23 protein-coding genes and 2 pseudogenes are annotated in these 23601 nt (G+C 59.1%); 9 read left to right on the top strand and 16 right to left on the bottom strand.

Going from position 1 to position 23601, the window contains the following annotated elements:
* Positions 1-119 precede the first annotated feature (119 nt).
* The 3 genes from KB879_RS01355 to KB879_RS01345 all read right to left on the bottom strand — a co-directional run bounded on the left by KB879_RS01355 (position 120) and on the right by KB879_RS01345 (position 1881).
* Complete coding sequence (locus KB879_RS01355; protein WP_041227697.1) at positions 120-392, bottom strand: pentapeptide MXKDX repeat protein; 273 nt, start codon at positions 390-392, stop codon at positions 120-122.
* 64 nt (positions 393-456) lie between these two features.
* Positions 457-1230 carry a molybdopterin-dependent oxidoreductase gene (locus KB879_RS01350; RefSeq protein WP_013955352.1) on the bottom strand — a complete coding sequence of 258 codons (774 nt, stop codon included), beginning with the start codon at positions 1228-1230 and terminating at the stop codon, positions 457-459.
* 21 nt (positions 1231-1251) lie between these two features.
* Entirely contained in the window at positions 1252-1881 is a 630-nt protein-coding gene (locus KB879_RS01345; protein WP_013955351.1) for a cytochrome b/b6 domain-containing protein, read from the bottom strand.
* A 1337-nt stretch (positions 1882-3218) separates the two neighbouring features.
* Here KB879_RS01345 and KB879_RS01340 point away from each other — a divergent pair.
* The 8 genes and pseudogenes from KB879_RS01340 (at position 3219) to KB879_RS01305 (ending at position 7804) form a co-directional block, all read left to right on the top strand.
* Positions 3219-3380, top strand: coding sequence for a hypothetical protein (locus tag KB879_RS01340; RefSeq protein WP_211980581.1), 162 nt, complete (start codon positions 3219-3221; stop codon positions 3378-3380).
* Positions 3381-3442: 62 nt separating this feature from the next.
* Positions 3443-4000 (top strand): annotated as a pseudogene (locus tag KB879_RS01335) (MBL fold metallo-hydrolase); the annotation flags it as partial.
* Positions 4001-4256: 256 nt separating this feature from the next.
* On the top strand, positions 4257-4787 hold the full coding sequence (locus tag KB879_RS01330) for a hypothetical protein (protein ID WP_211980580.1): 531 nt from the start codon (positions 4257-4259) through the stop codon (positions 4785-4787).
* A 373-nt stretch (positions 4788-5160) separates the two neighbouring features.
* A complete protein-coding gene (locus tag KB879_RS01325; RefSeq protein ID WP_211980579.1) occupies positions 5161-5652 on the top strand; it encodes a cytochrome c in 492 nt (163 codons plus the stop codon).
* Between the two features lie 163 nt (positions 5653-5815).
* Entirely contained in the window at positions 5816-6322 is a 507-nt protein-coding gene (locus tag KB879_RS01320; RefSeq protein ID WP_211980578.1) for a hypothetical protein, read from the top strand.
* Positions 6323-6515: 193 nt separating this feature from the next.
* A complete protein-coding gene (locus KB879_RS01315; protein WP_211980577.1) occupies positions 6516-6902 on the top strand; it encodes a hypothetical protein in 387 nt (128 codons plus the stop codon).
* A gap of 95 nt (positions 6903-6997) precedes the next feature.
* The gene (locus KB879_RS01310) at positions 6998-7261 is read left to right on the top strand and encodes a hypothetical protein (protein ID WP_371827385.1); all 264 of its coding nucleotides are present in this window, start codon (positions 6998-7000) and stop codon (positions 7259-7261) included.
* Between the two features lie 45 nt (positions 7262-7306).
* Positions 7307-7804, top strand: a complete 498-nt coding sequence (locus KB879_RS01305) for a plastocyanin/azurin family copper-binding protein (RefSeq protein ID WP_211980576.1) — start codon at positions 7307-7309, stop codon at positions 7802-7804.
* 261 nt (positions 7805-8065) lie between these two features.
* Here KB879_RS01305 and KB879_RS01300 read toward each other — a convergent pair.
* The 11 genes and pseudogenes from KB879_RS01300 to KB879_RS01250 all read right to left on the bottom strand — a co-directional run.
* Positions 8066-8427: pseudogene (locus tag KB879_RS01300) on the bottom strand (DUF3141 domain-containing protein); the annotation flags it as partial.
* Between the two features lie 265 nt (positions 8428-8692).
* Positions 8693-11104 carry a cation-translocating P-type ATPase gene (locus KB879_RS01295; RefSeq protein ID WP_211980575.1) on the bottom strand — a complete coding sequence of 804 codons (2412 nt, stop codon included), beginning with the start codon at positions 11102-11104 and terminating at the stop codon, positions 8693-8695.
* A 44-nt stretch (positions 11105-11148) separates the two neighbouring features.
* On the bottom strand, positions 11149-11946 hold the full coding sequence (gene ppk2 / locus KB879_RS01290; RefSeq protein ID WP_211982092.1) for a polyphosphate kinase 2: 798 nt from the start codon (positions 11944-11946) through the stop codon (positions 11149-11151).
* Positions 11933-13873 carry an ATP-dependent zinc metalloprotease FtsH gene (ftsH, locus tag KB879_RS01285; protein WP_211980574.1) on the bottom strand — a complete coding sequence of 647 codons (1941 nt, stop codon included), beginning with the start codon at positions 13871-13873 and terminating at the stop codon, positions 11933-11935. Before ftsH ends, ppk2 begins: the two co-directional genes overlap by 14 nt.
* A gap of 119 nt (positions 13874-13992) precedes the next feature.
* Positions 13993-14259, bottom strand: a complete 267-nt coding sequence (locus KB879_RS01280) for a DUF5676 family membrane protein (RefSeq protein ID WP_211980573.1) — start codon at positions 14257-14259, stop codon at positions 13993-13995.
* A 36-nt stretch (positions 14260-14295) separates the two neighbouring features.
* On the bottom strand, positions 14296-14961 hold the full coding sequence (locus KB879_RS01275) for an isoprenylcysteine carboxylmethyltransferase family protein (protein ID WP_211982090.1): 666 nt from the start codon (positions 14959-14961) through the stop codon (positions 14296-14298).
* Positions 14961-15221 (bottom strand): DUF2933 domain-containing protein, encoded by a 261-nt coding sequence (locus KB879_RS01270; protein ID WP_211980572.1) that lies wholly within the window; start codon positions 15219-15221, stop codon positions 14961-14963. Before KB879_RS01270 ends, KB879_RS01275 begins: the two co-directional genes overlap by 1 nt.
* Positions 15222-15260: 39 nt before the next feature.
* The gene (locus KB879_RS01265; RefSeq protein WP_211980571.1) at positions 15261-15563 is read right to left on the bottom strand and encodes a YHS domain-containing protein; all 303 of its coding nucleotides are present in this window, start codon (positions 15561-15563) and stop codon (positions 15261-15263) included.
* A gap of 15 nt (positions 15564-15578) precedes the next feature.
* Positions 15579-15800, bottom strand: coding sequence for a hypothetical protein (locus KB879_RS01260; RefSeq protein ID WP_211980570.1), 222 nt, complete (start codon positions 15798-15800; stop codon positions 15579-15581).
* Positions 15797-18283, bottom strand: coding sequence for a heavy metal translocating P-type ATPase (locus KB879_RS01255; RefSeq protein ID WP_211980569.1), 2487 nt, complete (start codon positions 18281-18283; stop codon positions 15797-15799). The genes KB879_RS01260 and KB879_RS01255 overlap by 4 nt, the downstream gene beginning before the upstream one ends.
* Positions 18284-18523: 240 nt before the next feature.
* A complete protein-coding gene (locus KB879_RS01250; protein WP_211980568.1) occupies positions 18524-19708 on the bottom strand; it encodes a methionine adenosyltransferase in 1185 nt (394 codons plus the stop codon).
* Positions 19709-20049: 341 nt separating this feature from the next.
* Between KB879_RS01250 and KB879_RS01245 the strand changes: the two genes are divergently transcribed.
* Positions 20050-20640, top strand: a complete 591-nt coding sequence (locus KB879_RS01245) for a LemA family protein (protein WP_249221318.1) — start codon at positions 20050-20052, stop codon at positions 20638-20640.
* 15 nt (positions 20641-20655) lie between these two features.
* On the opposite strand, the gene KB879_RS01240 is transcribed toward KB879_RS01245, so the two are convergent.
* Both KB879_RS01240 and glmS read right to left on the bottom strand, forming a co-directional pair.
* Entirely contained in the window at positions 20656-21000 is a 345-nt protein-coding gene (locus KB879_RS01240; RefSeq protein ID WP_211980566.1) for a hypothetical protein, read from the bottom strand.
* Between the two features lie 715 nt (positions 21001-21715).
* Positions 21716-23554, bottom strand: coding sequence for a glutamine--fructose-6-phosphate transaminase (isomerizing) (glmS, locus tag KB879_RS01235; protein WP_153954939.1), 1839 nt, complete (start codon positions 23552-23554; stop codon positions 21716-21718).
* Positions 23555-23601 lie beyond the last annotated feature (47 nt).

Here is a 23601-nt window from a genome sequence, read left to right as displayed (position 1 = left end):
ATCACGAGCCCATCAAACTCCACGAGCAATTTGCTGGCCGGAAACCTCAACCGCTGTCGGCCGGCGGATGTCGAGGCTTCCTTTCGCCTGATAGTCCACGGGATGGTGCGTACGACCTACTATTGCTTCGTGGCGTCCTTGCTCATGGAATCCTTTTCCATCGTACCTTTGCTCATGCCCTCCTTCTTTTCGTGGGGCTTCTTGGCGTGACTCTTGCTCATTTTTTCTTTTTTCATGTCCATATCGTCCTTCCCCATGGACTCTTTCGCCATGCTGCCGCTGGCACCCATGGCGCCCTTTCCCATCTCGTCCTTCTTCATCGCGTCCTGTGCCCATGCATGGCTGGCAAGCAACACCGCGGAGGAAAGCAGCAAAACCAGGCGTTTGTTCATGTTGTACCCCTTGATTGGATTGGTAGGGAGAAGCCGGCAGACTTGCCGGTCAGGTTTCGGGGGGTCAGGAGCCCCCAAACCAGTTGTATCCCTGGTCTTCCCAGTAACCGCCGGGATACTTGTTTGTGACGTAAATCGCGACAATGTGCTTCGGGTTCTTGTACCCAAGCTTGGTGGGCATGCGCAGCTTTATCGGAAACCCATACTTCGGCGGCAGGCGTTCGCCATCGTAGGTGAAAGTAAGCAAGGTCTGTGGATGCAGCGCAGTGGGCATGTCGATGCTTGTGTAGTAGTCATCGGCGCAGAGAAAGCCCACGTATTTTGCAGTGGTATCGGCTCCGACGCGCTGGAGAAAATCAGAGAAGCGTGTACCGCCCCACTTGCCGATGGCACTCCACCCCTCGACACAAATATGGCGAGTCACCTGCGCCGTCTGCGGTAACGCGTAGAGTTCTTCGAGGGTCCATGCCGTCCTGCGCGAGACCAAGCCACCGACTTCCAGTTGAAACGCGTTGGCATCTACCTCTGGTACATCAGCGAGGCCGTAGTAGGCATTGAAAGGAAACGGCCGCGTCAGCCTTGACTCGGGATAGGTCGGCGCCAGCCGGTTAGGGTCGAACAGCCAGCCCTGCACGCGGTCATTGAAGCGCGAAACTGCCATCAGAAAGGACTCAACCGACGGTTTGTCGGTAATGCTGCAGCCCGTCAGCAGTAGCAAGCCACCAAGCGTAATGGCACGCTTTCCGAACAGTCGGCGAGATGGCATGCTCAGCTCGCGCGTTGCATCGTGCAATATCAGCTTGCGGTCGAGCCTGACGATTTGCTCAGCTTTGCTCATGACCATTCTCCGCATCGAGAACTAGCGTCCGCGCAACATGATGATGAGTGTGCGTGGTACCAGCAACACCATCACCACATGGATGACAAGGAATAGCGCAATCGCGCTCATGCCGATGAAGTGCACCCAACGCGCAGCGTCGTAGCCTCCCATCAATACACGCAGCAAGGGAAATTGAACCGACTTCCAGATTGCAAGGCCAGACAGCACCGTCAGCACAATCACCACCACCACGCCCACATAGAAGAGCTTCTGGGCAGCGTTGTATTCGGCCAGATTGGGGTGCGCGAGCTTGCCACGCATGGCTGCTGCAATGTCACGCAGTGCCGCTGGGACGGAAAGCGGAAAGAAGCGCCGCCGGAAACGGCCCGTGACGATATTCATCACCAAATAGAACAGGCCATTGGCGACAAGGAGCCACATCGCCGCAAAATGCCACTGCAGGCCCCCGGCAAGCCAGCCGCCCAGAGTGATTGCATTGGGAAAGTGGAAGCCGAACAGCGGCGATGCGTTGTAGATGCGCCAGCCGCTAAGCATCATGATGAGCACAGCGATGAGATTCAGCCAGTGCGTGATGCGAACCCATGCAGGCTGGATGGACTGGCTGTGCGGCGCCAGCTTATCGGGCGGCACATGGTGGGCATTCTTCACTTGCTTTCTCCGACGCCAGGCGGCACATCGGTGACCGCCTTCTTCACCACGTTCGTCGTCCCAGACGCCGAGACCTTACAAGGTCAGTGCATGCTTGCCCTGCCACCCTAGGTTCCGCTGCTGGCGAATGCGGCAAACGACACTTGTCAGCTCAGGAAATCCACACCGGTTCGGCTTTTGAAATAAGAGCGACACGCACATTCACGATAGGAGCAAATCCCGGAGGAGGCAAAGCAGGCCTTCGCTCTCCGTCCGGCCCTGCATGGGGTGTATCGACCGTGGACGCGAAGCCCCGATCGGAGGAAGCAGAACCGACGTATTGGCGGCCCCGAAACTGAAGCCTCGCTCGCCCGCGGCCGGGCTGGAAGATTCCCGAACTCGTTCCATGCTGGTAGAGCCAGCGCCGCTGCTGTCAGGGAATGACCAGTCGGTTCCCGCCTTCGGAGGGTACGTCTGGTACTCAGCGCCGGCGTCGACGATGAGCGCCTCGGCGCTTCACGTTGAGCACCACGCTTGCCTTTGACGCTTTGTCGAAGTTACTGAAGTCAGGAACGAATGCTATCGGCCTTCTCCCGACAGGATGTGGTCGGGAGTCAGATGAGGCGTCGTTGCAGGAGGCCCCCATGCCTGCGTGGATTTCGAAGCCGGAGGATACGGCCGGCGACGCAACGCCAAAAGAATGGCGAGTGCTGCAGCACCTATAGCGGGAGCCGGCACTTTGTTGGCATTTGCACTCGTACTGGTCCTTACCGCGTCACCCCGCCTATTACGTCTTTCAATTGGGATACGCGGACAGGTGTTACCGAGCAGGGGCTTCGCTTTGTTCTAGCCGGTCCCCCGGGTCGGGAGAATGGGCTATGGTCGCTCTTCTGGCTGGTGGCGACATGGGATAACAAAGTCACGGGCACGAAAGATATTACGGGCGAGTATGTGTGGATGTAACGCTGCACTATTGCTGTAGTGCGGTCCTCTTTTTGCATCCATGGGTGCAGGACGTGAAAGAGGGCGAACCAGGAGTTTCAGCATGCCGACGGTCATTGCATTGCGGTCGGCCCAGGTCAAGCAGAGGTATGTCGAAAATTGGCGCTTGCTGGAGACCTACCGTGGCGAACGGCATATTGTTGGGAGATTCTCAGACACCGGCAGATACTGGGCAACCCCTCCAATCAGTCAATTGGACTTCGCTCGCCGCAGGGGCTTCACGCTTGATGGACGACAGTTCCTGCTTGTCGGAGCGCCCGGGCCCGCGGCAGCAGCCGAGTACTTCGTCTCGCTATGTGCGGTGTTTGATGAGTGCCTCTTGACAACAAAGGACGTCACTGCGGAGCTTCTTTCGCATGCTCGAGGTATTTGAGCCGAACCCAACGGCGCCGCATGACACCTCCACGCTCGGGCATGTCACCATGATTATGCCGCTGCCCCTCGATGGCATCCGGTCCGTGGTCGGCGAGTTGTGCCTCGAACCAGTTGTGCAATGCCGCAACCAACTTGGCATCTGATGTTCGGTAGTCGAGTTCGGCGCCGTCGGCGACCTCCCGGTACCCAATGGTAAATTGCCCCGGTTTTGCTGAAGCTCTTCAATCTGGAACCGGAGTTCCGGCTCGACGGGTCGCAGTTCGACCACCTGTTTGAAGACGGAGAGACGTTTGCCATCGGTGGCCTGACCGGCAGGGCGATTCATGTGCCAGGGCATACACCCGCCGACATGACTTACCAGATTGGGGATGCCTTCTTTGTCGGCGATACGCTGTTCATGCCGGACGTCGGCACGGCTCGCTGCGATTTCCCGGGCAGCGACGCGCACGAGTTGTATCGCTCCATCCGCAAGCTGCTGGACTTGCCGGCCAATACCCGGCTCTATATGTGCCACGATTATCCGCCCGAGGGCCGTGCCCCGACATGGGAAACCACGGTCAGTGCCCAGCGCGGACGCAATATCCACGTGCACGACGGTGTGAGTGAAGAGCAGTTCGTAGCCATGCGCCAGGCACGCGATGCGACGCTGGCGATGCCCACCCTGATACTGCCGTCGGTGCAGGTCAACATTCGGGCCGGAGAGTTGCCGCCGCCCGATGCGAATGGCATGCGCTATCTAAAAATCCCGCTTAACGTCATCTGATCCAAGTCAGTGACCGACCATACCGATGGGTGGCGGATGAGAGCAGCACCTCGATGGGCGACAGTGGACCGGTCCGCGTTGAGGCGGGCTGTTTTCAATTGTTGTCTTGCATCAACTCTCTTTGCCTGAGGAGACTATCCTTTGCATAGGAGAAGGGACGCTCATATGTTTTGAGCTTTGTCCTGGCTTCGAATCAGTAGCCTTGAGACTGACCGACGCCGTCGACTGGGGTAGAAAGGCCAATAGGAGAGACAAGATGAAGAAGGAACTCATAGGGGCAGCGTTATCCGCAATCGTGCTTTGCGTTACTCCTGCGCTAGCTCAACAAAGTAAGCCTGCTGCCAAGAGTGCCCCAGCAAAACAGGAGCAACCCAACGTCGCCGAGTTTGATAAGCAGGCGGCGCAAATTCAGGAAAACATGCGGAAGATGCAGGAGCAGATGGACAAAATCCGCCAAACGCAGGACCCGCAAGAGCGCCAGAAGTTACTTCAGGAGCACTGGACGGCCATGCAGAGCACGATGGGCATGATGCACAGCATGTGGGGGCCTGGGATGATGGGCGGGCACATGATGGGCGGCCCCATGATGGGCGGCCCCATGATGGGCGGCCCCATGATGGGCGGCCCCATGATGGGGTGGGGACAGATGGGCGGCTACTATTCGAAGCTCACCCCTGAGCAGATGAAGCAGCGGCAGTACATGACGGACCAGTACATGGGCATGCAGCAGATGATGATGAACCACATGATGATGCACCAGAACTGGATGCAGCCGCGCCAACCTTGAGGGCTACCGCGATTTCTCAGGGGGAGATATTGTGAAATAGCGCGTTCTAAAACGCGCTATTTCATTAGGGCGGCACACATTTGCCCCCATTGACCTGCCATGGTCAAGACGGGCAGCCTTCCAGACTGCTCGATTTCGTCAAGGGCTTCCCAGTCCTCGACAGGCTAGCCCGCCAACGCGGGCACGACGTACCCACCGCAGCGCCGACTTGCGCGCTGGCGAGGGTGGCCATGCCCAGCGACCGCGTCGTGCCTCGCAGGGGTTACGACCATCTGCCAGAACTACGGAATGTTGATGGCCATCATCTTCCTCAGCCACGACAGCTAAAGCTGGGCATGGTTGAGGCCCTGGGAAGAGCACGGAACAGCTGGCTATGAGAGTTTGGCAGATTCTGAGATGGGCCAGTACCGTGCTGGCCACGGTGGGCGTCATTGCAGCATTGATTTCCACGCTGAACTGGAGGGGCGGCGGAGAGGGCTTCCCAAAGCTAGACGCCGGGGACAGAGTGCTGGTTGGCAGAGGGAAAGTCGTCTACGCAAGCCATTGTGCCGCGTGTCATGGCGCAAATCTCGAGGGCCAGCCGGACTGGCGCAATCGCCGACCAAACGGACGATTGCCGGCGCCGCCGCACGACGCCAGCGGCCACACCTGGCACCATCCGGACCAAATACTATTTGCCATTACCAAGGATGGCCTGGTTCCTGGCGTAACAGTGCCAGCTGGCTATGAAAGTGATATGCCAGCATTCAAAGCTTCCTTGTCGGACGCGGACATCGCCGCCGTCCTTGCCTATATCAAGAGCACGTGGCCTGCTGAATTGCGGGCTGCCCAGCAAGAGGCAACCACGGAATACCGGAACCGTTAGGTCTCGTAGTTATCGCCATTGTCAGCTGAGCTCGCGCTGCCCAGCCTTGCAACGGCGTGTGGCACATCGGCTCGTTGATGCAAATCAACTTCTCTCGAGAGCAATATCGTACCTTCGTTAAAGGGCGAATCAGCCTAATCCTAACCAGCAAAGGAATATCATCATGGCGAAGAATCGGTGCGCTTCTCTCCTTGTTACGCTCGCCGCCGTGGTCTGGACTCCATTGGTTTTCTCCGCACCGCCTGCCAAAGACGCCGCCCACGAGAAGCACCATGCCCCGGAGCGTCCTGAGTCGCCGGCCGCAGCGCCTCAGGGGAACCCTGACCTTGACGCCCAGATTGCCCATCTGCGCGCAATCCGGGAGCGGTTGTCGCGGGCTAATACTCCGGAAGAGCGGCAAGCGCTCATGGCCGAACGGGCAAAGGTCATGCAGGAAGCCATGGCTACTGTGCACAAGGCCAGCGGAATGCCCGGGCGCGCTGGAATGCGCCCACCAACGGGTACGAGCAAGGTGAGGACCGCTCAGGCGGGCATGTGCAATGAGATGACGGAGCAGCACGTGGCCCTGATGCAGGAAATGATGCAGGCGATGACGGACTACCAGGGGATGGGCGGTGGAATGGGGCCTGGGATGGCCCAGCCGATGGGCGGCGGCATGATGAGGAAGTAGCAAGCCGGTTCGCAGCAGAGGCCCACACCCTCCCACAGTAGGAGGGTCAAGTCTTATATTGACTGTCCCACGGGAGTGGCGTGTTGCGAACGATTCCTATTGGAATGCCGGGCCACGTTCGCTAAACTACGAGTCCGCAGTCACAGGGCTGCTACCGCCCCCGATGCTTCGACTCGTCACACGTTTCCTTCTCTTGCTCCTGATTGCTGCGCTTCCGCTGCAAGGAGTGACTGCGGCCACGATGATGGCAAAGGGCGTGACGCAGGCTTACGCGGGCGGGGTGCAGGTGCAGTCTGATGGCCAAGAAGGCGTCAATTCAGTATCTTCAGATGAAGACGACGACCACTGCATCGCGCACATGAGCGATGCAGATACTAAGCAGCAAGGCAAATCTGGAAAGCATGCAGGCCATGCGTGCCCAGGCTGCGCCGCTTGTTCGCTTTGCTCGGTCGTCCCCTACGCTACCCCGCTTTTTGTTCACCTCGACAATGCGCCAGCTCAGGCTCCTTCTGGCCTGACGGAAGCATTCGTCAGTCATATCTCGGACGCGCTCCAGCGTCCGCCTGCCTCGGTCGTTTGATGCCCTAGGTGCGTCCATTTTTGGGCGCACACACCGGGCGTTGCCACAGCAGTGGCTAACGCGACACTCCAAGCTTTCCATTTGTAAGGATTGACATGTCTCTGACACGCATGCTGGCCGGCGCCAGCCTGGCGGTTGTCTGGGCTTCCGTATTTGCGCAGGCCGTGGCCCTCGGGGGGCACAACCGATTCTTTGAAATGCCTCGCTTATTGGAGTCGCTGCAAAACTGGTCATCAGTATCGCGCACTCGATACATCAAGCGCTTTGCCGCTGTCTTACATGTGGAGTCCTGGGTGCTCGCGGGGGTGTTGGTTACTGCTGCAGTGCTTGCAGCAAGCCCGCTGCCTGGTACGACCTGAGATATGCCTACGCTTTTTACAATCAGACATTGAAGGAGGGGTTCAATGAAGCTATTGATGAAGCTCCAACTGGCTGCCTTTATCGCTGCCACAGCGCTGTCAAGCGTGGTGTTGGCAGCCGGCGAGCAACCGGCATGGTGGCACAGCCACGGGCACGGTGGTGGTGGAGTGACAGCCTTCGGAAAGCCGGGCGACCCGGAAAAAGTAAGCCGGACCGTCAATGTGGACATGACCGATGACATGCGCTTCACCCCCTCCAAGATAACGGTTAAGAGAGGCGAGACAATCCGCTTCATCTTGAAGAACTCTGGAAAGGTAAAGCATGAGATGGTGCTCGGGACCGAGGGCCAGTTGGAAGAGCTCTATCACACCAGGATGCAAACGCCGGAAAAGGAATATGCGACCCCAAGCGCCCTCACAGTTGAGGCGGGTCAGTCCGGCCACATCATTTGGCAATTTACAAAGCTTGGTACGGTGTCATTCGCCTGTCTATTGCCAGGCCATTATGATGCGGGTATGCGCGGCACGGTCATTGTAAAGTGAAGCTGCAGCCTACCGCAAATGGAAACGCCGCCCTCAAGGTACCCCTTTTTCAGGGTTCCTCGTAGGCAAGACGTAGTTCGACCAGCCTGCTCGTCGGCAACGCCGGGCAATATCGAACCCCATGCAATCATAGGCCTCTGGTCTGGCTCTCAGCGTGCGCAGTTGCACGTTGTGGGGTTGTCCCGTTGAGCCGGCAGGTATGACCATGGTTGTCCATATAGCCATAGAAATGTTGCCTTGGCGACTGAATCACGTGTCGAGTCGTGCGACCTCTTGGACAAATGTGCGCAAAGCATGGAGGACATCTCCGATGGTCTGTCCAGGGCACGCAATCGGGAAGAAGATTACGAAGTAGACGGGGTGTCCTTCGGCGAGTGCCATGTCGACTTCGGAGTCACGCTGGAAGCCTCCGATACCAGGGACGTGACCAGCACGTGGGTCGATGATAATGACTGGCGTTGCGTCAAGTCGTACGAGTTCCTCCAAATGGTCCGTGCCACAGCGCGTGATACGGAGCAGCGCGTAGTTAGCCGGGCGCTCGAACGTTCTGGCATCGAGCAACATCTCGTAGTCGAAGTGCAGCAATGGTGGAAGTCGGCCTCGGCCTCTTCATGAGCGAGCATATTGTTTGCTCGCTGCCGCAGGATATCCACGAAGAGTATCCAGCGCTGAGCCAAATCGGTGGAGTAGTCCCACCACTGCCGCAATGCATCCACGGCTGGAACGGAATGTTGCGAGGCATCGTCAATCAGTGGGCAGCGACTAATTCCCCTTCCTGTGCCCCGCTGGGCGACGAGGGACGCACTTGGCGTCGATTACGCAGTATCGTGTCTTCGGCCATGAGGCTCCTAGTCACTCTTCTTTGAGCTTCCGGCATTGGAATGCGGCTCATCCGGCAATCGGTGCAGCTACATCCGTGGACGGCACCGGCGGCAATGTGGCGCGGATGCCGGCCAGCTTGGTGCGCTTGAGCAACAGCGCATTGACTGCCACTAAGGCGGAGCTACCCGACATGGAGAGTGCTGCAATCTCGGGGCTTAAGGTGAAGGGATAGAGCAGACCCGCTGCCAGCGGAAAGGCGACCAGGTTGTAGGCCACAGCCCACCAGAGATTCTGGTGCATCTTTCGCAAGGTGGCGCGCGACAACTCGATGGCGCCCACCACGTCGAACGGGTCGCTCTTCATCAAGACGATATCAGCGCTCTCCATTGCGACGTCGGTGCCTGCGCCGATAGCAAAGCCCACGTCCGCCTGAGTTAGCGCAGGAGCGTCGTTGATTCCGTCGCCGACCATACCAACCTTCTTGCCTTGCGCCTGTAACTCCTTGACCTTTTCTGCTTTTTCCCCGGGGAGAACATCGGCAAGCACCAGTTCGATGCCGAGGCCGGCTGCGATGCGTTCTGCAGTGGCCTTGTTGTCCCCTGTCAGCATGGCTACCCGTACACCTCGCTCGCGCAGTTTTTTTACTGCCGCTGCTGAGGTTGGTCGTGGTGCATCGGCGATGGCAATCAAGCCAATCAATTTGCCACCGTGTGCGACATAAATGACCGTTCGGCCTGCGCCTTGCATCAGGTCCGCCTTCTCGGTAAGGCCGCTCATGTCCACCTCTTGTGTGGCCATCAGCTTGCGGTTGCCAAGCAGAGCTAGCCGCCCGTTGACCTCCGCTTTGGCTCCCATTCCATCGATATTGGTAAAGCCGGTAGAGACCGGCCTGGCCAGGGTGCCACTCCGCTTGAGGATAGCTTGGGCTAATGGATGCTCAGAGCTCTGCTCGACAGAGGCCGCGAGTGCGAGCATCGCATTCACGTCCACATCCTGCGGGGTAAAAATGTCCACCACCTCAGGTTCACCCATGGTCAGCGTGCCAGTCTTATCGAAGACGACAACATCCAACTTAGTGGCGTCCTCCAAGGCTGAAGCATTCTTGAACAGAATGCCGTTCATTGCACCAAGCCCCGTTCCGACCATCACCGCCATTGGAGTTGCCAGTCCGAGTGCGTCGGGGCAGGCAATGACGAAGACTGTAATCGTAAGCGTAAGAGCGAAAAGTAAAGGCTGGCCTAACCACCAATACCAGGTAACAAACGTCACTATGCCAATACCAAGCGCCGCGAGCACCAACCACTGCGAGGCGCGGTCCGCCAGCAATTGCGCAGGTGCCTTGGAGTTCTGCGCCTCCTGCACCAGCTTGACGATTTGCGCGAGTGCGGTGTCACTGCCGACTCTTGTGGCGCGATAGCGGAAGCTGCCACTCTTGTTAATCGTCGCGCCGATGACGTTATCGCCTGGCCCCTTTCGAACAGGCAGGGACTCGCCGGTCAGCATCGATTCGTCCACTTGGGAGACGCCATCGATAACAGCACCGTCCGCCGGAATCTTATTGCCCGGGCGAATGATGATGACGTCGCCTACTTGGACTTCTGCTGTGGGTATCTCGATTTCGCGACCATCGCGCAGCACTGTGGCCTTTGGCGGGGCCAGGTCCATTAGCGTGCGGATAGCGTCTGAGGCGCCGGCCCGTGCGCGCATCTCCAGCCAATGCCCTAGCAGTATGAACACCAGGAGTACCGCCGATGCTTCGTAGAACTGCTCGCCGGCAAAGAAGAAAGTGGCCCCGACGCTGAACAGATAGCCTGTGCCGACAGATAGGACAACCAGCGTCGCCATGTTGAGCGTGCCATCCCGGAGTGCTCGCCAGGCGGAAACGAAGAAGGGCCAGCTTGGGTAAAGAATGGCAGCGCTTGCCAGCAGAAATAGCCACTGGTTCATTGCTAGGCCAAATGGCGGAGCCGGCATGGGAATCTGCATTCCCATCGGCGCGTAGAGAAAGATGGGAATCGTGAATACCAGGCAAATCCAGAAACGGTTACGCATATCGCGAACCATCTCCTTCATGTCCATACCGGCCCCGTGACCCATCTCGTGGGCCATCTGGTCGTGTGCCGCGTGCGCGTGGGCTCTCCCTTTGGCATCGTGGGCGGCCGGATGTACATGGTCCCGCCGTCTGCCAAGCGCAGCCAGCCGGGGTGTAGTGCTTGCTGCGAGTTCGACAGGCGGGTCCTCGGGCATGCAAATATGCCGTGGAACCAGCTCGCCATGGCAATGATGACCGCACTCCTCCAATCTCGCCTTTATCTCCATCAGGCTGGTTACGGCTTCGTCATACTCCACCGTAGTGCTGCCAGTGACGCAGTTAACCTCCGCCCTGACAACGCCGGGTAGTCTGGTAAGGCGCTTCTCCACCCCGCGAGCGCTCAGAACGGACAGCAGGCCTCCAACTTCAATGATGCTGGTCTTCATCTCATCCATCCTTGCAGTTCACAGGCCCGTGGTGGACTATCGCCTCATTTCGCCATCGCGCCGCTCAGCAGATGTTCCTCTGCATAAGGAAACACAACTTCCGGATTAGGGCGAATCAGTTCAGCGTCCTTGTGCGCATAGTGAAGATGGGTCAGTAAATCCTTGATGACACTGAGGCGCGCGACGCGCTTGTCGTCGGCGCGCACGACGTTCCATGGCACGATGTCGCTGGTTCGAGCAAACATTTCGTTCCGTGCCTTGCTGTATTTCTTCCAAAGCGATACCGCTTGTTCGTCAATGGGGCTGACTTTCCACTGCTTTAGCGGGTCCCGGTGACGCTCTTCGATGCGCTTCTTCTGTTCGGCCTTGCTGATGTCAAGGTAGTACTTGATAAGACGTATTCCTGAACGTACAAGCATCTTTTCGAACTCCGGGACGCTTGCCATGAACTCCTCATGCTCATCATCGGTGCAGAAGCCCATCACATGCTCCACTCCCGCGCGGTTATACCAACTGCGATTAAAGAGTGTGAACTCGCCGGCCGCAGGCAGTTCGGCCGCATAGCGCTGGAAGTACCATGAGTCTCTGTCGCGGTCGGACGGCTTACCAAGCGCGACGACTCGGGTTTCACGAGGGCTGAGATGCTCGACAATACGTTTGATGGTGCCGTCCTTCCCGGCGGCGTCCCTGCCTTCGAAAATCACCAGAATCCGGTCGTCGCAGGAAATGAAGTGCTTCTGTAGTTTGACCAGCTCAATTTGAAGCAGGTGGAGATTCTCCTCGTAGGCCTCATGGGAGATTGCGCTCACCTCAGACGGAGCATCCTTTTTACTTGTCTTCATTTTCATGGTTCACCTTCCGCGAATCGGGCACATTGGGCGTGCCTGGGTGAGGCTTTCCGGGGGTGAGCGGCGTGACCTTTTCGGAGAGCAGCAACTCCAGGGCAGGTCGGTCTACGACCTCCTGTTCGAGCAGCAGCTTTGCCAGCGCGTCCAGCTTATGCCGGTTTGCCAGCAGCGTCCGCTTCACTCGCTGGCTCGCGTCGCCCAGAATCGTCCGGACTTCTGCATCGATAATTTGCGCCGTACTCTCGCTATATTCCTTGCGTTGCCGAGGCATCAGTTCTGGTCCAGTAAAGAGCGGGTTCGGCCTGTCCTCGTAAGTGGCAAGTCCAAGCTGCTCGCTCATGCCGAACTGCGTAATCATCTGGCGGGCCATGTCTGTTGCGCGTTGCAGGTCATTTTGCGCGCCAGTCGAAACGTCTCCGTAGACAATTTGCTCGGCAATGCGGCCACCGAGCAGGACATCGAGCCGGTCGAGCAGCTCGCTTTGCTTCAGGAGATAGCGGTCCTCTGTCGGGGTCTGCTGCGTGTACCCCAATGCCGCGACGCCTCTGGGAATGATAGAGACCTTGGAAACTCTGTCAGCATGTGGCCGCGACTCAGCCACGATGGCATGACCGGCCTCGTGGTAGGCGATGGTTTCCTTCTCCTGCGGATTCATCACGCGGTTCTTCTTCTCCAAGCCGCCTACGATGCGGTCCAGCGCCTCGTCAAAATCAATCATCTCCACGGCATCCTTGCCCTTCCGGGCCGCCAGGAGTGCGGCCTCATTGACAAGGTTGGCGAGGTCGGCGCCCGCGAATCCGGGCGTGCGCCCGGCCAGCTTGGTCAGGTCGACGGTCGGGGCAAGAACGACATTTTTGATGTGTACCTTGAGAATCTGCTCGCGCCCTTTCAGGTCAGGGCGGTCCAGGGCGATATGGCGGTCGAAGCGGCCGGGGCGCAGCAACGCCGGGTCCAGGATTTCTGGCCGGTTGGTGGCCGCCATGATGATGACGCCCTTGTTGGTATCAAAGCCGTCCATCTCAACTAACAACTGGTTCAGGGTCTGTTCGCGTTCGTCATTGCCGGTAACTGCACCGAGGGCACGGGTCTTGCCTAGCGCGTCGAGTTCGTCAATGAAGATGATGCAGGGTGCCTTGGTTTCGGCCTGGTTGAATAGGTCGCGCACCCGCGCCGCCCCTACGCCAACAAACATTTCAACGAACTCCGAGCCGCTCAAGCTAAAGAACGGCACGCCAGCTTCCCCGGCGACTGCCTTTGCCAGCAATGTCTTGCCTGTGCCGGGAGCCCCCAGGAGCAGTACGCCCTTTGGAATCTTTCCACCCAGGCGCCGATAGCGTTGAGGGTCTTTCAGAAAGTTGACGATTTCAGCAAGTTCTTCCTTGGCTTCGTCGATGCCGGCGACGTCGGCAAACGTCACGCCGGTTTCTTTCTGCATGTAGACCTTTGCCTTGCTCTTGCCTATTTCCATCATCCCGCTGGCAGCCCCGCCCATACGCTTAATCATGAAACTCCAGATTGCAAAGAACAGGAGGGCTGGCACAATCCACGAGAGCAGGACACCAATCCACTTATTGTCAGCTTGCCCAACGAAGCGCACTTTGGCCGCTTCGAGGTCTTGAACCAGATTGGGGTCATTTACCCGGAGCGTGGAAAATTGATGGTCGCCTTTCCCCTCGCGCAGCATCTCGTCGACCTGCTGCTTGGGAAGTAGCTTCTCGATGCCGTCGGTGCTGAGCGTACCGGTAATGGCCGCCTCCCCAAGCGCGACGTTCTTGAGCTTGCCAGCCTTGAGCAGCACTTTGAAATCGCTGTACGGCAGCGTTTCGACATGAGAGGTGCCTACGTAGCTCTGTATGGCGAGCATCATCAGGACCGCCGCAAGTACATACAAGAGGGAGAACTGTTGTTGACGCGGTTCCATTGGGGCCTTTCAAGTTAGCGGGTAAAGGCAAGAAGAATCGGCGGTCGCTGCTGTTCGCAGCCGGCCGCCGGTCGGGGCGCGGTGCTACACCTTGCAGTCATACACTCCAGGCCCCGGGGTCAGTTTTCTCCTCGGAGGTTGTTGTGCAGCCACGCAAAGAATGCACCGGCAGCAAAGAACCACACTGCGAACACAAAGGCCGGGTAGATGATGGACCACCACGACAACGGTTCACCCGTCTGCAGGCGCCGGAAGTCGAGACCGTGAAACAGCGCGTTCATGAAATTCATGAAAGGCTCAGGAAGAGCCATCCATACAACCGTGCATAGAGCGTAGAAAAGCACGACCGTGGCAGATAGCGTCACACCTGTTTTGAAGGGCTTCATAGCAGCCTCCGTGTGCAGGGAAGATAGCGATTGACTTCAATGAGGGCGTGTCCGAGGAACATCTCCGCCAGAGATGTGCGGAATGAACGCTGGAGTCTTTCGGCGGTATTCGTCATACTCCTGCCCGAATTCGGCTAGCGCGTCGTGCTCCTCCGCCTTGGCGAGCCGAACGTACATCCAGACCAGGATAGGGAACATCACCAGGGTGACTATCGTCGGCCATTGCAGCAGGAAGCCGAACATAATCAGGACGAAGGCGACATACTGGGGGTGCCTCATGCGTGCATAGAGACCAGTGGTCGCCAGGCGGTGCTGCTGCTGGGCCAGGTACAGAACGCGCCACGCGGCAGACAGCATGACGAAGCCGCCGAAAATCAGGATGTCGCTGGCGAGGTGAAATGGCCCCAGGTGGGGGTTGCCGCGCCAGCCGAAAATCATCTCCGGAAGGTGACCGGCATCGTGGGACAGAAAATCGATACTAGGGAACTTCGCCGAAAGCCACGGCAGCAGGAGATAAATAGTCAGGGGAATGCCATACATCTCCGTAAAGAGCGCCACGATGAACGCCGAGAATGCGCCGAAGGACCGCCAGTCACGCTGGGTCTTCGGCTTGGTGAAGCTGAAGGCGAAGATGATGAAGACGGCTGAGTTGATAATGACCAGAGACCACAGACCGTAGCCGGATTGCGTATCGTGTTGCATCATCGCTCTCCCTTAGTGTTCATATCTTTCGGCGTTTCGTCTTTTCCATGGCCTTGACCGTGACCATGCCCCCCGTGCATGAAGAGGTGCATTAGCGGACAGGCGGCCAGCAGGAGGAATGGCAGGAACTGAATGAAGTGCGCCCGGTGTTCTGTCCACAGGAAGTATCCAATTACCAGTAGAAAGCCAATCGTAACGACCTTGGACCTTGAAACCGTTCGTTGGGTATGCTCCGGTCCTTCATGGTTGTCGTGGTTCATACTTTCCTCCGATGGAATGGACACTATTCACGGTGCCGGCTAACAGCAGCCGTGGTGGCGATGGTGCTGGTGGGCGAATCGTTCAGGGTTTTGCTGAAACACCGCGCGCGAACTCTCGGATTCGAAAAAAAACGTCTTTCCTTCGAAATTCGCCGTGATGGCGTGGGCGGCATCTACCTTGTTGCCGGTGACGGGGTCGTGTGCATCGTTCCCGCTCCCTTGACTTGTGTACGAGACGTCGCGATGCTCGCTGTTTGGGCGGGCCATGAATCGACGCCACATCAATAACGCCAATGCCGCAGCAATCAGGAGCCATACAGAGTTCTGTGTAAGCCAGTCCATTGACGGACCTCCTCTTCAAGGTTTGTCGCGACTTTTGAGTTCACCTTCTACTGCGTTTCGGATGTCCTGTTCGCACTGTCGAGAGAGTCGAAGACTTACCCAGACGACCACGACTGGACAGGAAAGCAGGAGTAGCGCGACCAATATCGTGAGTGGCGAAATCCCAAACCGGTAGACGATAGCCGCCGCGAGCAGCGTTGCAAGGGCGGCGCAAATCCAGGCCAGTGCGTGTTTCATCTCGCCTCCGGGCTGGTAATCAAGGAGCCGAGTCGTACGCGCTTCAGCAGTGCCGAGTTGGCCACCACACTCAACGAAGACAGCGCCATCGCCGCTGCTGCAAAGATGGGGTTCAGGAGTCCAAATGCGGCGACAGGGATGCCGATGGTGTTGTAAATGAACGCCCAGAAGAGGTTCTGTTTGATTTTGCGCATCGTCGCGCGGGACAGCTCAATGGCGGCGACCACGTCACGCACATCATCACGAATGAGAATGATGCTGCCAGTTTCCTTGGCAACATCCGAGCCTGAGCCGATGGCAATGCCGATGTCCGCTGCGGCCAGCGCCGGTGCGTCGTTGACCCCGTCCCCCACCATGGCCACGACTTCACCTTGCTTCTGCAATGCGTGAATAGTTTCGACTTTGTCTTCCGGCATCACTTCGGCAATGACATGCTCGATGCCAACCTGCCGGCCGATTGCCTCGGCAGTGCGACGGTTGTCACCGCTCAGCAGCACAACCTTGATGGCGCGCGCCTTCAATGCTGCGACCGCTTCGGCGGCCTCGGGTTTTACGGTGTCAGCCACGGCTACTACGCCGAGCAGTTGTGTGCCAGCGCCGACCAGCATGGCCGTCTTGCCATCGGCTTCGAGCTTCCCTAGTACGGGTTCGGCCGCATCGGCCGGGATGCCTTGGCGTCCAAACAGGCGCCGATTGCCTAGCCAGACCAGCTGACCGTCGACCTGGCCCTGAATTCCCATGCCTGACAGGGCCACGATACCGTTGGCTTTCGGGATGGTTAAACCGCGATGTTGCGCGGCGCGGACGATGGCTTCGCCCAAGGGGTGCTCAGACCCACTCTCGACAGCGGCAGCCAAGGTCAATAGCGTTGATTCCTCATGGTTCGACAATGAGAGGACATCAGTCACGGTGGGCTCTCCGCGCGTAATCGTCCCCGTCTTGTCAAAGACAACCGCCGTGAGCTTCTCGGCCCGCTCAAGCACCTCGCCGCCGCGTATCAGGATGCCATTGTCTGCGCCCTTGCCGACACCGACCATCAGTGCTGCCGGTGTTGCAACACCTAGAGCGCACGGGCACGAAATAATCAGTACCGCCACAAACGCGAGCAGCCCATGGGGGAAGTGACCTGCTACCGTCCATCCAACCAGCGCCAGCACGGCCACCGAGACAACGGCCGGCACGAAGTATCCGGTGACCTGGTCGGCCAGTCGCTGAATCTGCGCGGTGCTGGCCTGGGCGTCCTCGACCATCCTGATAATCTGAGCAAGCGCAGTGTCTGCCCCGATTTTTGTGGCTTGGAAACTGAAGGCACCACTGCGATTGAGGGTACCGCCAATAACGGCAGCGCCAAGCTTCTTTTCCACTGGCATTGACTCGCCGGTCAGCATTGATTCGTCGACACTGGACTGGCCCTCGATAACCTTGCCATCCGTGGGAATCTTCTCGCCGGGGCGTACAACGACGGCTTCGCCCACCATGATGCTTTCGGCCGGGATTTCCACCTCCTTCCCGTCGCGAAGCACGTGAGCGATGGCGGGGCGCAGGTCGAGCAGACGTCGAACGGCAGCGGAGGACTTCTTCTTGATGATTTCCTCCATGTACTTGCCCAGCAGCACGAAGGCGATAATGACCGCCGAGACCTCAAAGTACACGTCCCGCTCTTCGACCTTGACGGGCAGCCAGGAGGGGAAGAACAGCACTACTACGCTGTAGAAGTAGGCGACGGACGTCCCTAGGGCGATGAGGAAGTCCATGTTGATATTGCGCGTGCGTATCGCGTTCCACGCGCCTTTGTAGAAGCTCCAGCCGCCAATGAACTGGACCGGCGTGACCAGGAGGAATAGCCACATACCCCAAGTGAACCAAGGTAAAGCGGGAATCGGCGCCCATGTCAGCAGGGTCGCTCCAGCCGCCAACGCCAGGAAAGCACCTGCCCGCAGCACCGCCAGCGCTAGGACGCCCGTGAGGGCAATCGTCACGCGCGTCTTCATGGCTTTCAACTCGCTCTCTGGCGATTCGAAGGTCCGAAGGCAGCTCTCGCTGCAGAAGTAGTACTTGCGGTTGCCACGCTCGGTGGACAGGGCCGTAGCTTTGTCCACCATCATTCCGCAGATGGGGTCCTTGGCGAGTTGCTTGGCGGCGCTGGAAGCAAGCGCGGGCGTCGCCGCCGCAGAGGTAGGAGTGCCGACCGGCGGAGCAGCACTACGGGAGCGCCCAGCCGAGCTACGCTTATCAACGGGGTGAGGGATATATTGCGCCGGGTTGGCAAGGAAAGCCTGCTCACAGTGTGAGGAGCAGAACCAATACCGCTTCTGGTCAAAATCCGCGCTGGCAGCGGCTTCCCGTGAGGAAATCTCCATGCCACAGACGGGGTCACGCACGAGTTGCTGAGAGGCAGCTGGGCCCTCGGCGGTCGTTTGGACTGTCTGGGTGTCGGTAACGCCGTAATTCCTCGCGTTAGGGGTAGCGGACCTGGTCGGCATTCCATCCTCTCCTTGGGGGCGGTTAGGAGGACAGCACATAATTTCTATTCTCATTCTGGGCGACCAGTCGATTTGCCCCTTGATTTCAATCAAGGGCCCATGGGACAGCCGGGGACGCTGCGGGCGCTGGCTTGGGGATGAATGTAGAACGCCACATGACGCACGTGGCAGGAAGCTGCTGAAGCCAGCTCGGCTGGCCGATGCAGACGCCGAGATTGCTCTGCCGCCGAGATTGCGGGGCTAGAAGACCGCTACCGTGCCGTGGACTAGCTCATTGACCAAGGCGGGAAGCTCCGCCAGCTGTCGCGTGGCGAGTTCACGAATTTGCTGCTCCTGGGCGCTCGAGAGGCCGCGCTCGGCCACGACATCGATGGCAACCAGTTGGGGCTGGTCGATGGGGCGTCCAATCCCGGAGAGGAGCCGAACAATGACTTCATCCGCGCCATCCACGTTTACTTGAATATGGGTGGCTAACCGGTGGGCGAGCACGTTGTAGAGCTTGCCGACATGTGACGCGGGGTTCTTGCCCGCTGCCGCCTCCAGCGACATTGGCCGATAGGGGGTAATCAGGCCGTTGACCCGGTTCCCCCGGCCGACCTGGCCGTCATCACCATGCTCGGCACTTAGGCCAGTGACCGTCAGGTAAATCCCGCTTTCGTCGGTGGCATCTCGATTATCGAGGGTATTGATGGCAATCTCACACTCAATGCCGATGCGCTCGGCTAGATGCGACCCAATTTCCTCCTTGAGCGTGAAATACTCGTCGACGCCGTGCACGCATCGGTCCACAAACGCCAGCGCAATAGTGAGGCGCTGATGCTCATCCAGCCGACTCCCCATCACCTTGTAATCGAGCCCCGCCGCCTCAAACGTTTCTCTAAATGCACTTGAGCGCAGGAGGTGCGCGGCCGACAGCACCGCTTTTTCCAGCGATGTATGTGGCGCATAACCCACGCCAAAGGATGTGTCATTGGACAGTGGGATAGACGGGGAGTCCGTCACCCGCCGAAGGTTCGGCGCCGAGGGACGGAGGATTGGCTCGATGCGGATGTCATTGCCAATCCCGCCCAAGCACGTTGCCAGGTACTCGCGAATGGCCTGCTCAACAACCTGCTCGGCCTTAGCCGACGGAAGTTCTGTAACCGGGCCAGATACTATCAATCGTATTGGGCGCAGCACTTTGCCACCGCCGAACTTTGGCGCGCTCATGCCGCCGGTGAGTAGCGCCTTGTCCAGGTTGAAGTGCTGGACTGCTCCATAGGCTTCGAGGTAGGCGCAACACAAGGCGCGAGCCGCTGCTTCGACAGCCCCATCGCATAGGCTATCGGGATGTCCGATGCCCTTGTGCTCACACATCTCGGTTTGCTCCTTCGGTCGAGACGGCACGCTCGAGATGGCCAACGCAATGGTCTCCGCGGTGGGCATCAGAAAGCTCCTTCACGCAGTTGGCATGCAGACATTCTAGGCATCGATTTCGAACCAATTGCCAAGCATTTGTTTAGGCGAAACGTACAGGCGTGTGCCTATGGGTGCATGTGCGGCGAAGGCCAAGGTCGAGACGTGCGCCGCCGGGAGCTTGACACGCCCGGTCCAATCGTTCTTGAGGGAAATCAATAGAGCTGCCGTCCACGTCACCTACCATAAATGCTGAAAACCCGATTTTGGGGCAGGCCTTTCGGCGGATTATTGAGCCCATGCGGCTTGCATTGGGGACCGCAGAGCGACGGAGGTGTTTTGTGCGCAAACTATGGTTGTTTCTTGCAGCGATGCTGTCAGTCAGCCTCACAGGGTGTGGGTACAACACGATTCAGACCCAGGATGAGCAGGTCAAGGCAGGCTGGTCGGAAGTGGTGAACCAGTACCAACGCCGTGCTGACTTGGTCCCTAACCTGGTGAACACTGTGAAAGGCTACGCGAGCCATGAACGTGAAGTCCTGACGCAGGTGACAGAGGCTCGTGCGCGTGTCGGCGCAATCCAGGTCACACCGGAGTTGCTCAACAACCCGCAAGCCTTCGCTCAATTTCAAGCGGCACAGCAGCAGCTCTCCGGCAGTTTGTCGAGGCTGCTGGCGGTCTCAGAGAACTATCCCCAGCTGAAGGCCGATGCGGGATTCAGGGACCTGCAGTCCCAGCTTGAGGGTACGGAGAATCGGATAACCGTCGCGCGAAACCGGTATATCCAATCGGTTCAGGCCTATAACGTCACCGTGCGGTCGTTTCCCTCAAACCTGACGGCAATGGTCTTCGGTTACAAGGAGAAGCCCAACTTCACGGTCGCTAGCGAAGCGACAATTGCCAAGCCGCCGCAGGTGGACTTCGGTGCCGCGCCGGCAAGCGCGCCTGGGGCTGCCAAGTGAAATGGCTTTCGGCCGTCAAAGGCTTGTTTCTTGTCCTACTGGCATTTGCGTGCCTGGGGGCTGCCGCTGACATTGCGGTGCCTTCCCTTCGCGAGCTTGCTGCTGCTTTTGCTTCAGCCAATAGCGAACTTGCGTCTCATCACTGTCCGAGCCAGATACTTCAAGACGAAATGCCTCCTCGAGGTCATCGGGATTGCTCGACGCCGGAGCAATGTAATAGTCGGCACCGGTCCTCGTCTCGCAGCGAGCTACCCCAACAAGCTCCTTAAGCTCATCCACCGCGGCAAGCGCAATAGCGTATGCACCGTCGCGCTTCGCATCGTCAGCATTCAGGTAGGAGCGCTTGAGCTTGTTGTCCACAGGCACCCACTCCAGCGCCTAGGTTCTCGCGACGCCCTCTGACTCCATTTGAAACTCCACCGGAGCAGTATGGTGTGCATCCAACCGGACCCGCGCAGCGTTCGAACATGTATCGAGCTGAGCTGGGTCAATTGCGTGCCGCTCACCTAGGTTTTCGAATATGAGATAGGTCTTGTCCAGCACGGCCTGTTCTTCTTGTTGATGGATTTCGACAATCTATCTCGTAGCCGTGACAGCGTAAATATGCCGATGGTGGGGGGCGCCATTGTTGGCAGATTAGACGCAACTGCTCCCCATACAAATAGGGGCAAATGCGGTGGAAAGGAATCAGTACAGGGGAAAAGCGCTCGCGTCAGCGGTCGAGACCCTCTTAGCTAAGTGGAATGACCGGTGACCAGGAGATTTGGCTTGGGTGTGGGTGGGCGACCTGCACACGAGCACCATAAATCACTCTTCGTAGTCATGCGGTATATTCATACCCTACGAGAGGCATTGCACTATTTCAGGAAATTTTTCGCAATACGAAATTTTATCGCGCGGATTGCGAAAATTGGCGGGTGGTACCGAGAGCCCAAATTTGGGGGTAACGGCCTATTAGCACATCCCCCGGAAAGCCTTATGGCGCAAGGCTTTCCGGGTTCATGTGTGCGGTTTTCGTGAGATGCTTTTGTGCACTAGTGTTACAAAGCCGCAATCTGACGATGGTAGGAGTGCCTTACTCCACCGTTACCGACTTCGCCAGGTTACGCGGCTTGTCCACGTCGGTGCCGCGGGCGCAGGCCGTGTGGTAGGCCAGCAGCTGCAGCGGCACAACATGCAGGATCGGCGAGAGATCGCCGTAGTGCTCGGGCAGGCGGATCACCTGGATGCCGTCGGACGACTGGATCTGGGTGTCGCTGTCGGCAAACACGTACAGGCGGCCACCGCGGGCGCGCACTTCCTGGATGTTGGACTTGAGCTTTTCCAGCAGTGCGTCGTTGGGGGCGACGGTGACTACCGGCATTGCTTCGGTGACCAGTGCCAGCGGGCCGTGCTTCAGTTCGCCCGCCGGGTAGGCCTCGGCGTGGATATAGGAGATTTCCTTGAGCTTGAGCGCGCCTTCCAGCGCGATCGGGTAATGCAGGCCGCGGCCGAGGAACAGTGCGTTCTCGCGGCGCGCGAAGTCTTCCGACCAGGCGATGATCTGCGGCTCCAGCGCCAGCACGCCATGCAGCGCGACGGGCAGGTGGCGCAGGTTGGTCAGGGCCTTGGCCTCGGCGTCTTCGGTCAGCAGGCCGCGCACCTTGGCCAGCGCCAGCGTCATCATGTAGAGCGCGGCCAGCTGCGTGGTGAAGGCCTTGGTCGAGGCCACGCCGATCTCGGTGCCGGCGCGCGTCAGGAAGCGCAGCTCGGTCTCGCGCACCATGGCGCTGGTGGCCACATTGCAGACCGCCAGCGTGTGCACGTGGCCAAGCGCGCGCGCATGGCGCAGCGCGGCCATGGTGTCGGCGGTCTCGCCGGACTGCGAGATCACCACCACCAGCGCGCGCGGGTTGGGCACGGTTTCGCGGTAGCGGTATTCGCTGGCGACCTCGACCTGGGTCGGGATCTTGGCAATGCTCTCCAGCCAGTATTTGGCGGTGCAGCCGGAGTAGTAGCTGGTGCCGCAGGCCAGGATCAGCACGCTGTCGATGCCGGCAAAGACCTCGGTGGCGCCGCTGCCGAACAGCTCCGGCGAAATGCTTTCAATGCCTTCCAGCGTGTCGCCCAGCGCGCGCGGCTGCTCGAAGATCTCCTTCTGCATGAAGTGGCGGTACGGGCCCAGTTCCACCGATGCGGCGTGCGCTTCGACCACGCGCGCCTCGCGCTCGACCGGGTGGTCGTCGACGTCGTGGATGGTCACGCCGTCCAGCGTGATCTCGACCACATCGCCCTCTTCCAGGTAGATGATGCGGTTGGCGGTGCCGGCCACGGCCAGCGCGTCGGAGGCCAGGAAGGCCTCGTTCTCGCCCAGCGCCACCACCAGCGGCGAACCGGCGCGCGCGCCGACCACGCGGCCGGGCTGGTCCTTGGCGAACACGGCGATGGCGTAGGCGCCGTGCAGGCGCTTGGTCACCGCGCGCACCGAGGCGAACAGGTCGCCGCGCGTGGCACTGCTGGGATAGGTGTAGGCCTGGTGGATCAGGTGGGCGACCACCTCGGTATCGGTCTGCGATTCAAAGCCGTAGCCGACCGCGCGCAGTTCTTCGCGCAACGGCTCGTAGTTCTCGATGATGCCGTTGTGCACCAGCGCGATGGTCTCGCCCGACAGGTGCGGGTGGGCGTTGACGGTATCGGGCTTGCCATGCGTGGCCCAGCGCGTATGCGCAACGCCGGTGAAGCCGGACAGGCCGGAAGCCTGCGTCTGCGCGTCCAGGTCGGCCACGCGCGACACGGTGCGCGCGCGCTCGACCGCATCGTCGCGCACGACGGCGACGCCGCACGAGTCATAGCCGCGATACTCCAGGCGGCGCAACCCTTCGATCAGGACCGGAACGATATTGCGCGTGGAAACCGCGCCGACGATGCCACACATGCTGAACCCCCGTTTGCTGGCGCCTGCCCGTAGACCTCAGGCGCCGG

It is taken from the genome of Cupriavidus sp. KK10 (assembly GCF_018223725.1).
In the GTDB taxonomy this organism is placed as follows: Bacteria; Pseudomonadota; Gammaproteobacteria; order Burkholderiales; family Burkholderiaceae; genus Cupriavidus; species Cupriavidus necator.
The sequence above is the reverse complement of the archived record's forward strand: the minus strand, read 5'-3'. Positions and strand labels throughout refer to the sequence as shown.

What these genes read in the sequence shown, in the direction of transcription:
- KB879_RS01330 (WP_211980580.1), top strand. Translation starts at nt 4,257, where the DNA reads ATGAAGAAGGAACTCATAGGGGCAGCGTTATCCGCAATCGTGCTTTGC.
- ppk2 (WP_211982092.1), bottom strand. Translation starts at nt 11,946, where the DNA reads ATGAAGACAAGTAAAAAGGATGCTCCGTCTGAGGTGAGCGCAATCTCC.
- glmS (WP_153954939.1), bottom strand. Translation starts at nt 23,554, where the DNA reads ATGTGTGGCATCGTCGGCGCGGTTTCCACGCGCAATATCGTTCCGGTC.
- KB879_RS01270 (WP_211980572.1), bottom strand. Translation starts at nt 15,221, where the DNA reads ATGAACCACGACAACCATGAAGGACCGGAGCATACCCAACGAACGGTT.
- KB879_RS01280 (WP_211980573.1), bottom strand. Translation starts at nt 14,259, where the DNA reads ATGAAGCCCTTCAAAACAGGTGTGACGCTATCTGCCACGGTCGTGCTT.
- KB879_RS01320 (WP_211980578.1), top strand. Translation starts at nt 5,816, where the DNA reads ATGGCGAAGAATCGGTGCGCTTCTCTCCTTGTTACGCTCGCCGCCGTG.
- KB879_RS01310 (WP_371827385.1), top strand. Translation starts at nt 6,998, where the DNA reads ATGTCTCTGACACGCATGCTGGCCGGCGCCAGCCTGGCGGTTGTCTGG.
- KB879_RS01340 (WP_211980581.1), top strand. Translation starts at nt 3,219, where the DNA reads ATGCTCGAGGTATTTGAGCCGAACCCAACGGCGCCGCATGACACCTCC.
- KB879_RS01305 (WP_211980576.1), top strand. Translation starts at nt 7,307, where the DNA reads ATGAAGCTATTGATGAAGCTCCAACTGGCTGCCTTTATCGCTGCCACA.
- KB879_RS01350 (WP_013955352.1), bottom strand. Translation starts at nt 1,230, where the DNA reads ATGAGCAAAGCTGAGCAAATCGTCAGGCTCGACCGCAAGCTGATATTG.
- KB879_RS01260 (WP_211980570.1), bottom strand. Translation starts at nt 15,800, where the DNA reads ATGAAACACGCACTGGCCTGGATTTGCGCCGCCCTTGCAACGCTGCTC.
- KB879_RS01325 (WP_211980579.1), top strand. Translation starts at nt 5,161, where the DNA reads ATGAGAGTTTGGCAGATTCTGAGATGGGCCAGTACCGTGCTGGCCACG.
- KB879_RS01245 (WP_249221318.1), top strand. Translation starts at nt 20,050, where the DNA reads ATGCTGTCAGTCAGCCTCACAGGGTGTGGGTACAACACGATTCAGACC.
- KB879_RS01265 (WP_211980571.1), bottom strand. Translation starts at nt 15,563, where the DNA reads ATGGACTGGCTTACACAGAACTCTGTATGGCTCCTGATTGCTGCGGCA.
- ftsH (WP_211980574.1), bottom strand. Translation starts at nt 13,873, where the DNA reads ATGGAACCGCGTCAACAACAGTTCTCCCTCTTGTATGTACTTGCGGCG.
- KB879_RS01295 (WP_211980575.1), bottom strand. Translation starts at nt 11,104, where the DNA reads ATGAAGACCAGCATCATTGAAGTTGGAGGCCTGCTGTCCGTTCTGAGC.
- KB879_RS01250 (WP_211980568.1), bottom strand. Translation starts at nt 19,708, where the DNA reads ATGCCCACCGCGGAGACCATTGCGTTGGCCATCTCGAGCGTGCCGTCT.
- KB879_RS01255 (WP_211980569.1), bottom strand. Translation starts at nt 18,283, where the DNA reads ATGCCGACCAGGTCCGCTACCCCTAACGCGAGGAATTACGGCGTTACC.
- KB879_RS01275 (WP_211982090.1), bottom strand. Translation starts at nt 14,961, where the DNA reads ATGCAACACGATACGCAATCCGGCTACGGTCTGTGGTCTCTGGTCATT.
- KB879_RS01355 (WP_041227697.1), bottom strand. Translation starts at nt 392, where the DNA reads ATGAACAAACGCCTGGTTTTGCTGCTTTCCTCCGCGGTGTTGCTTGCC.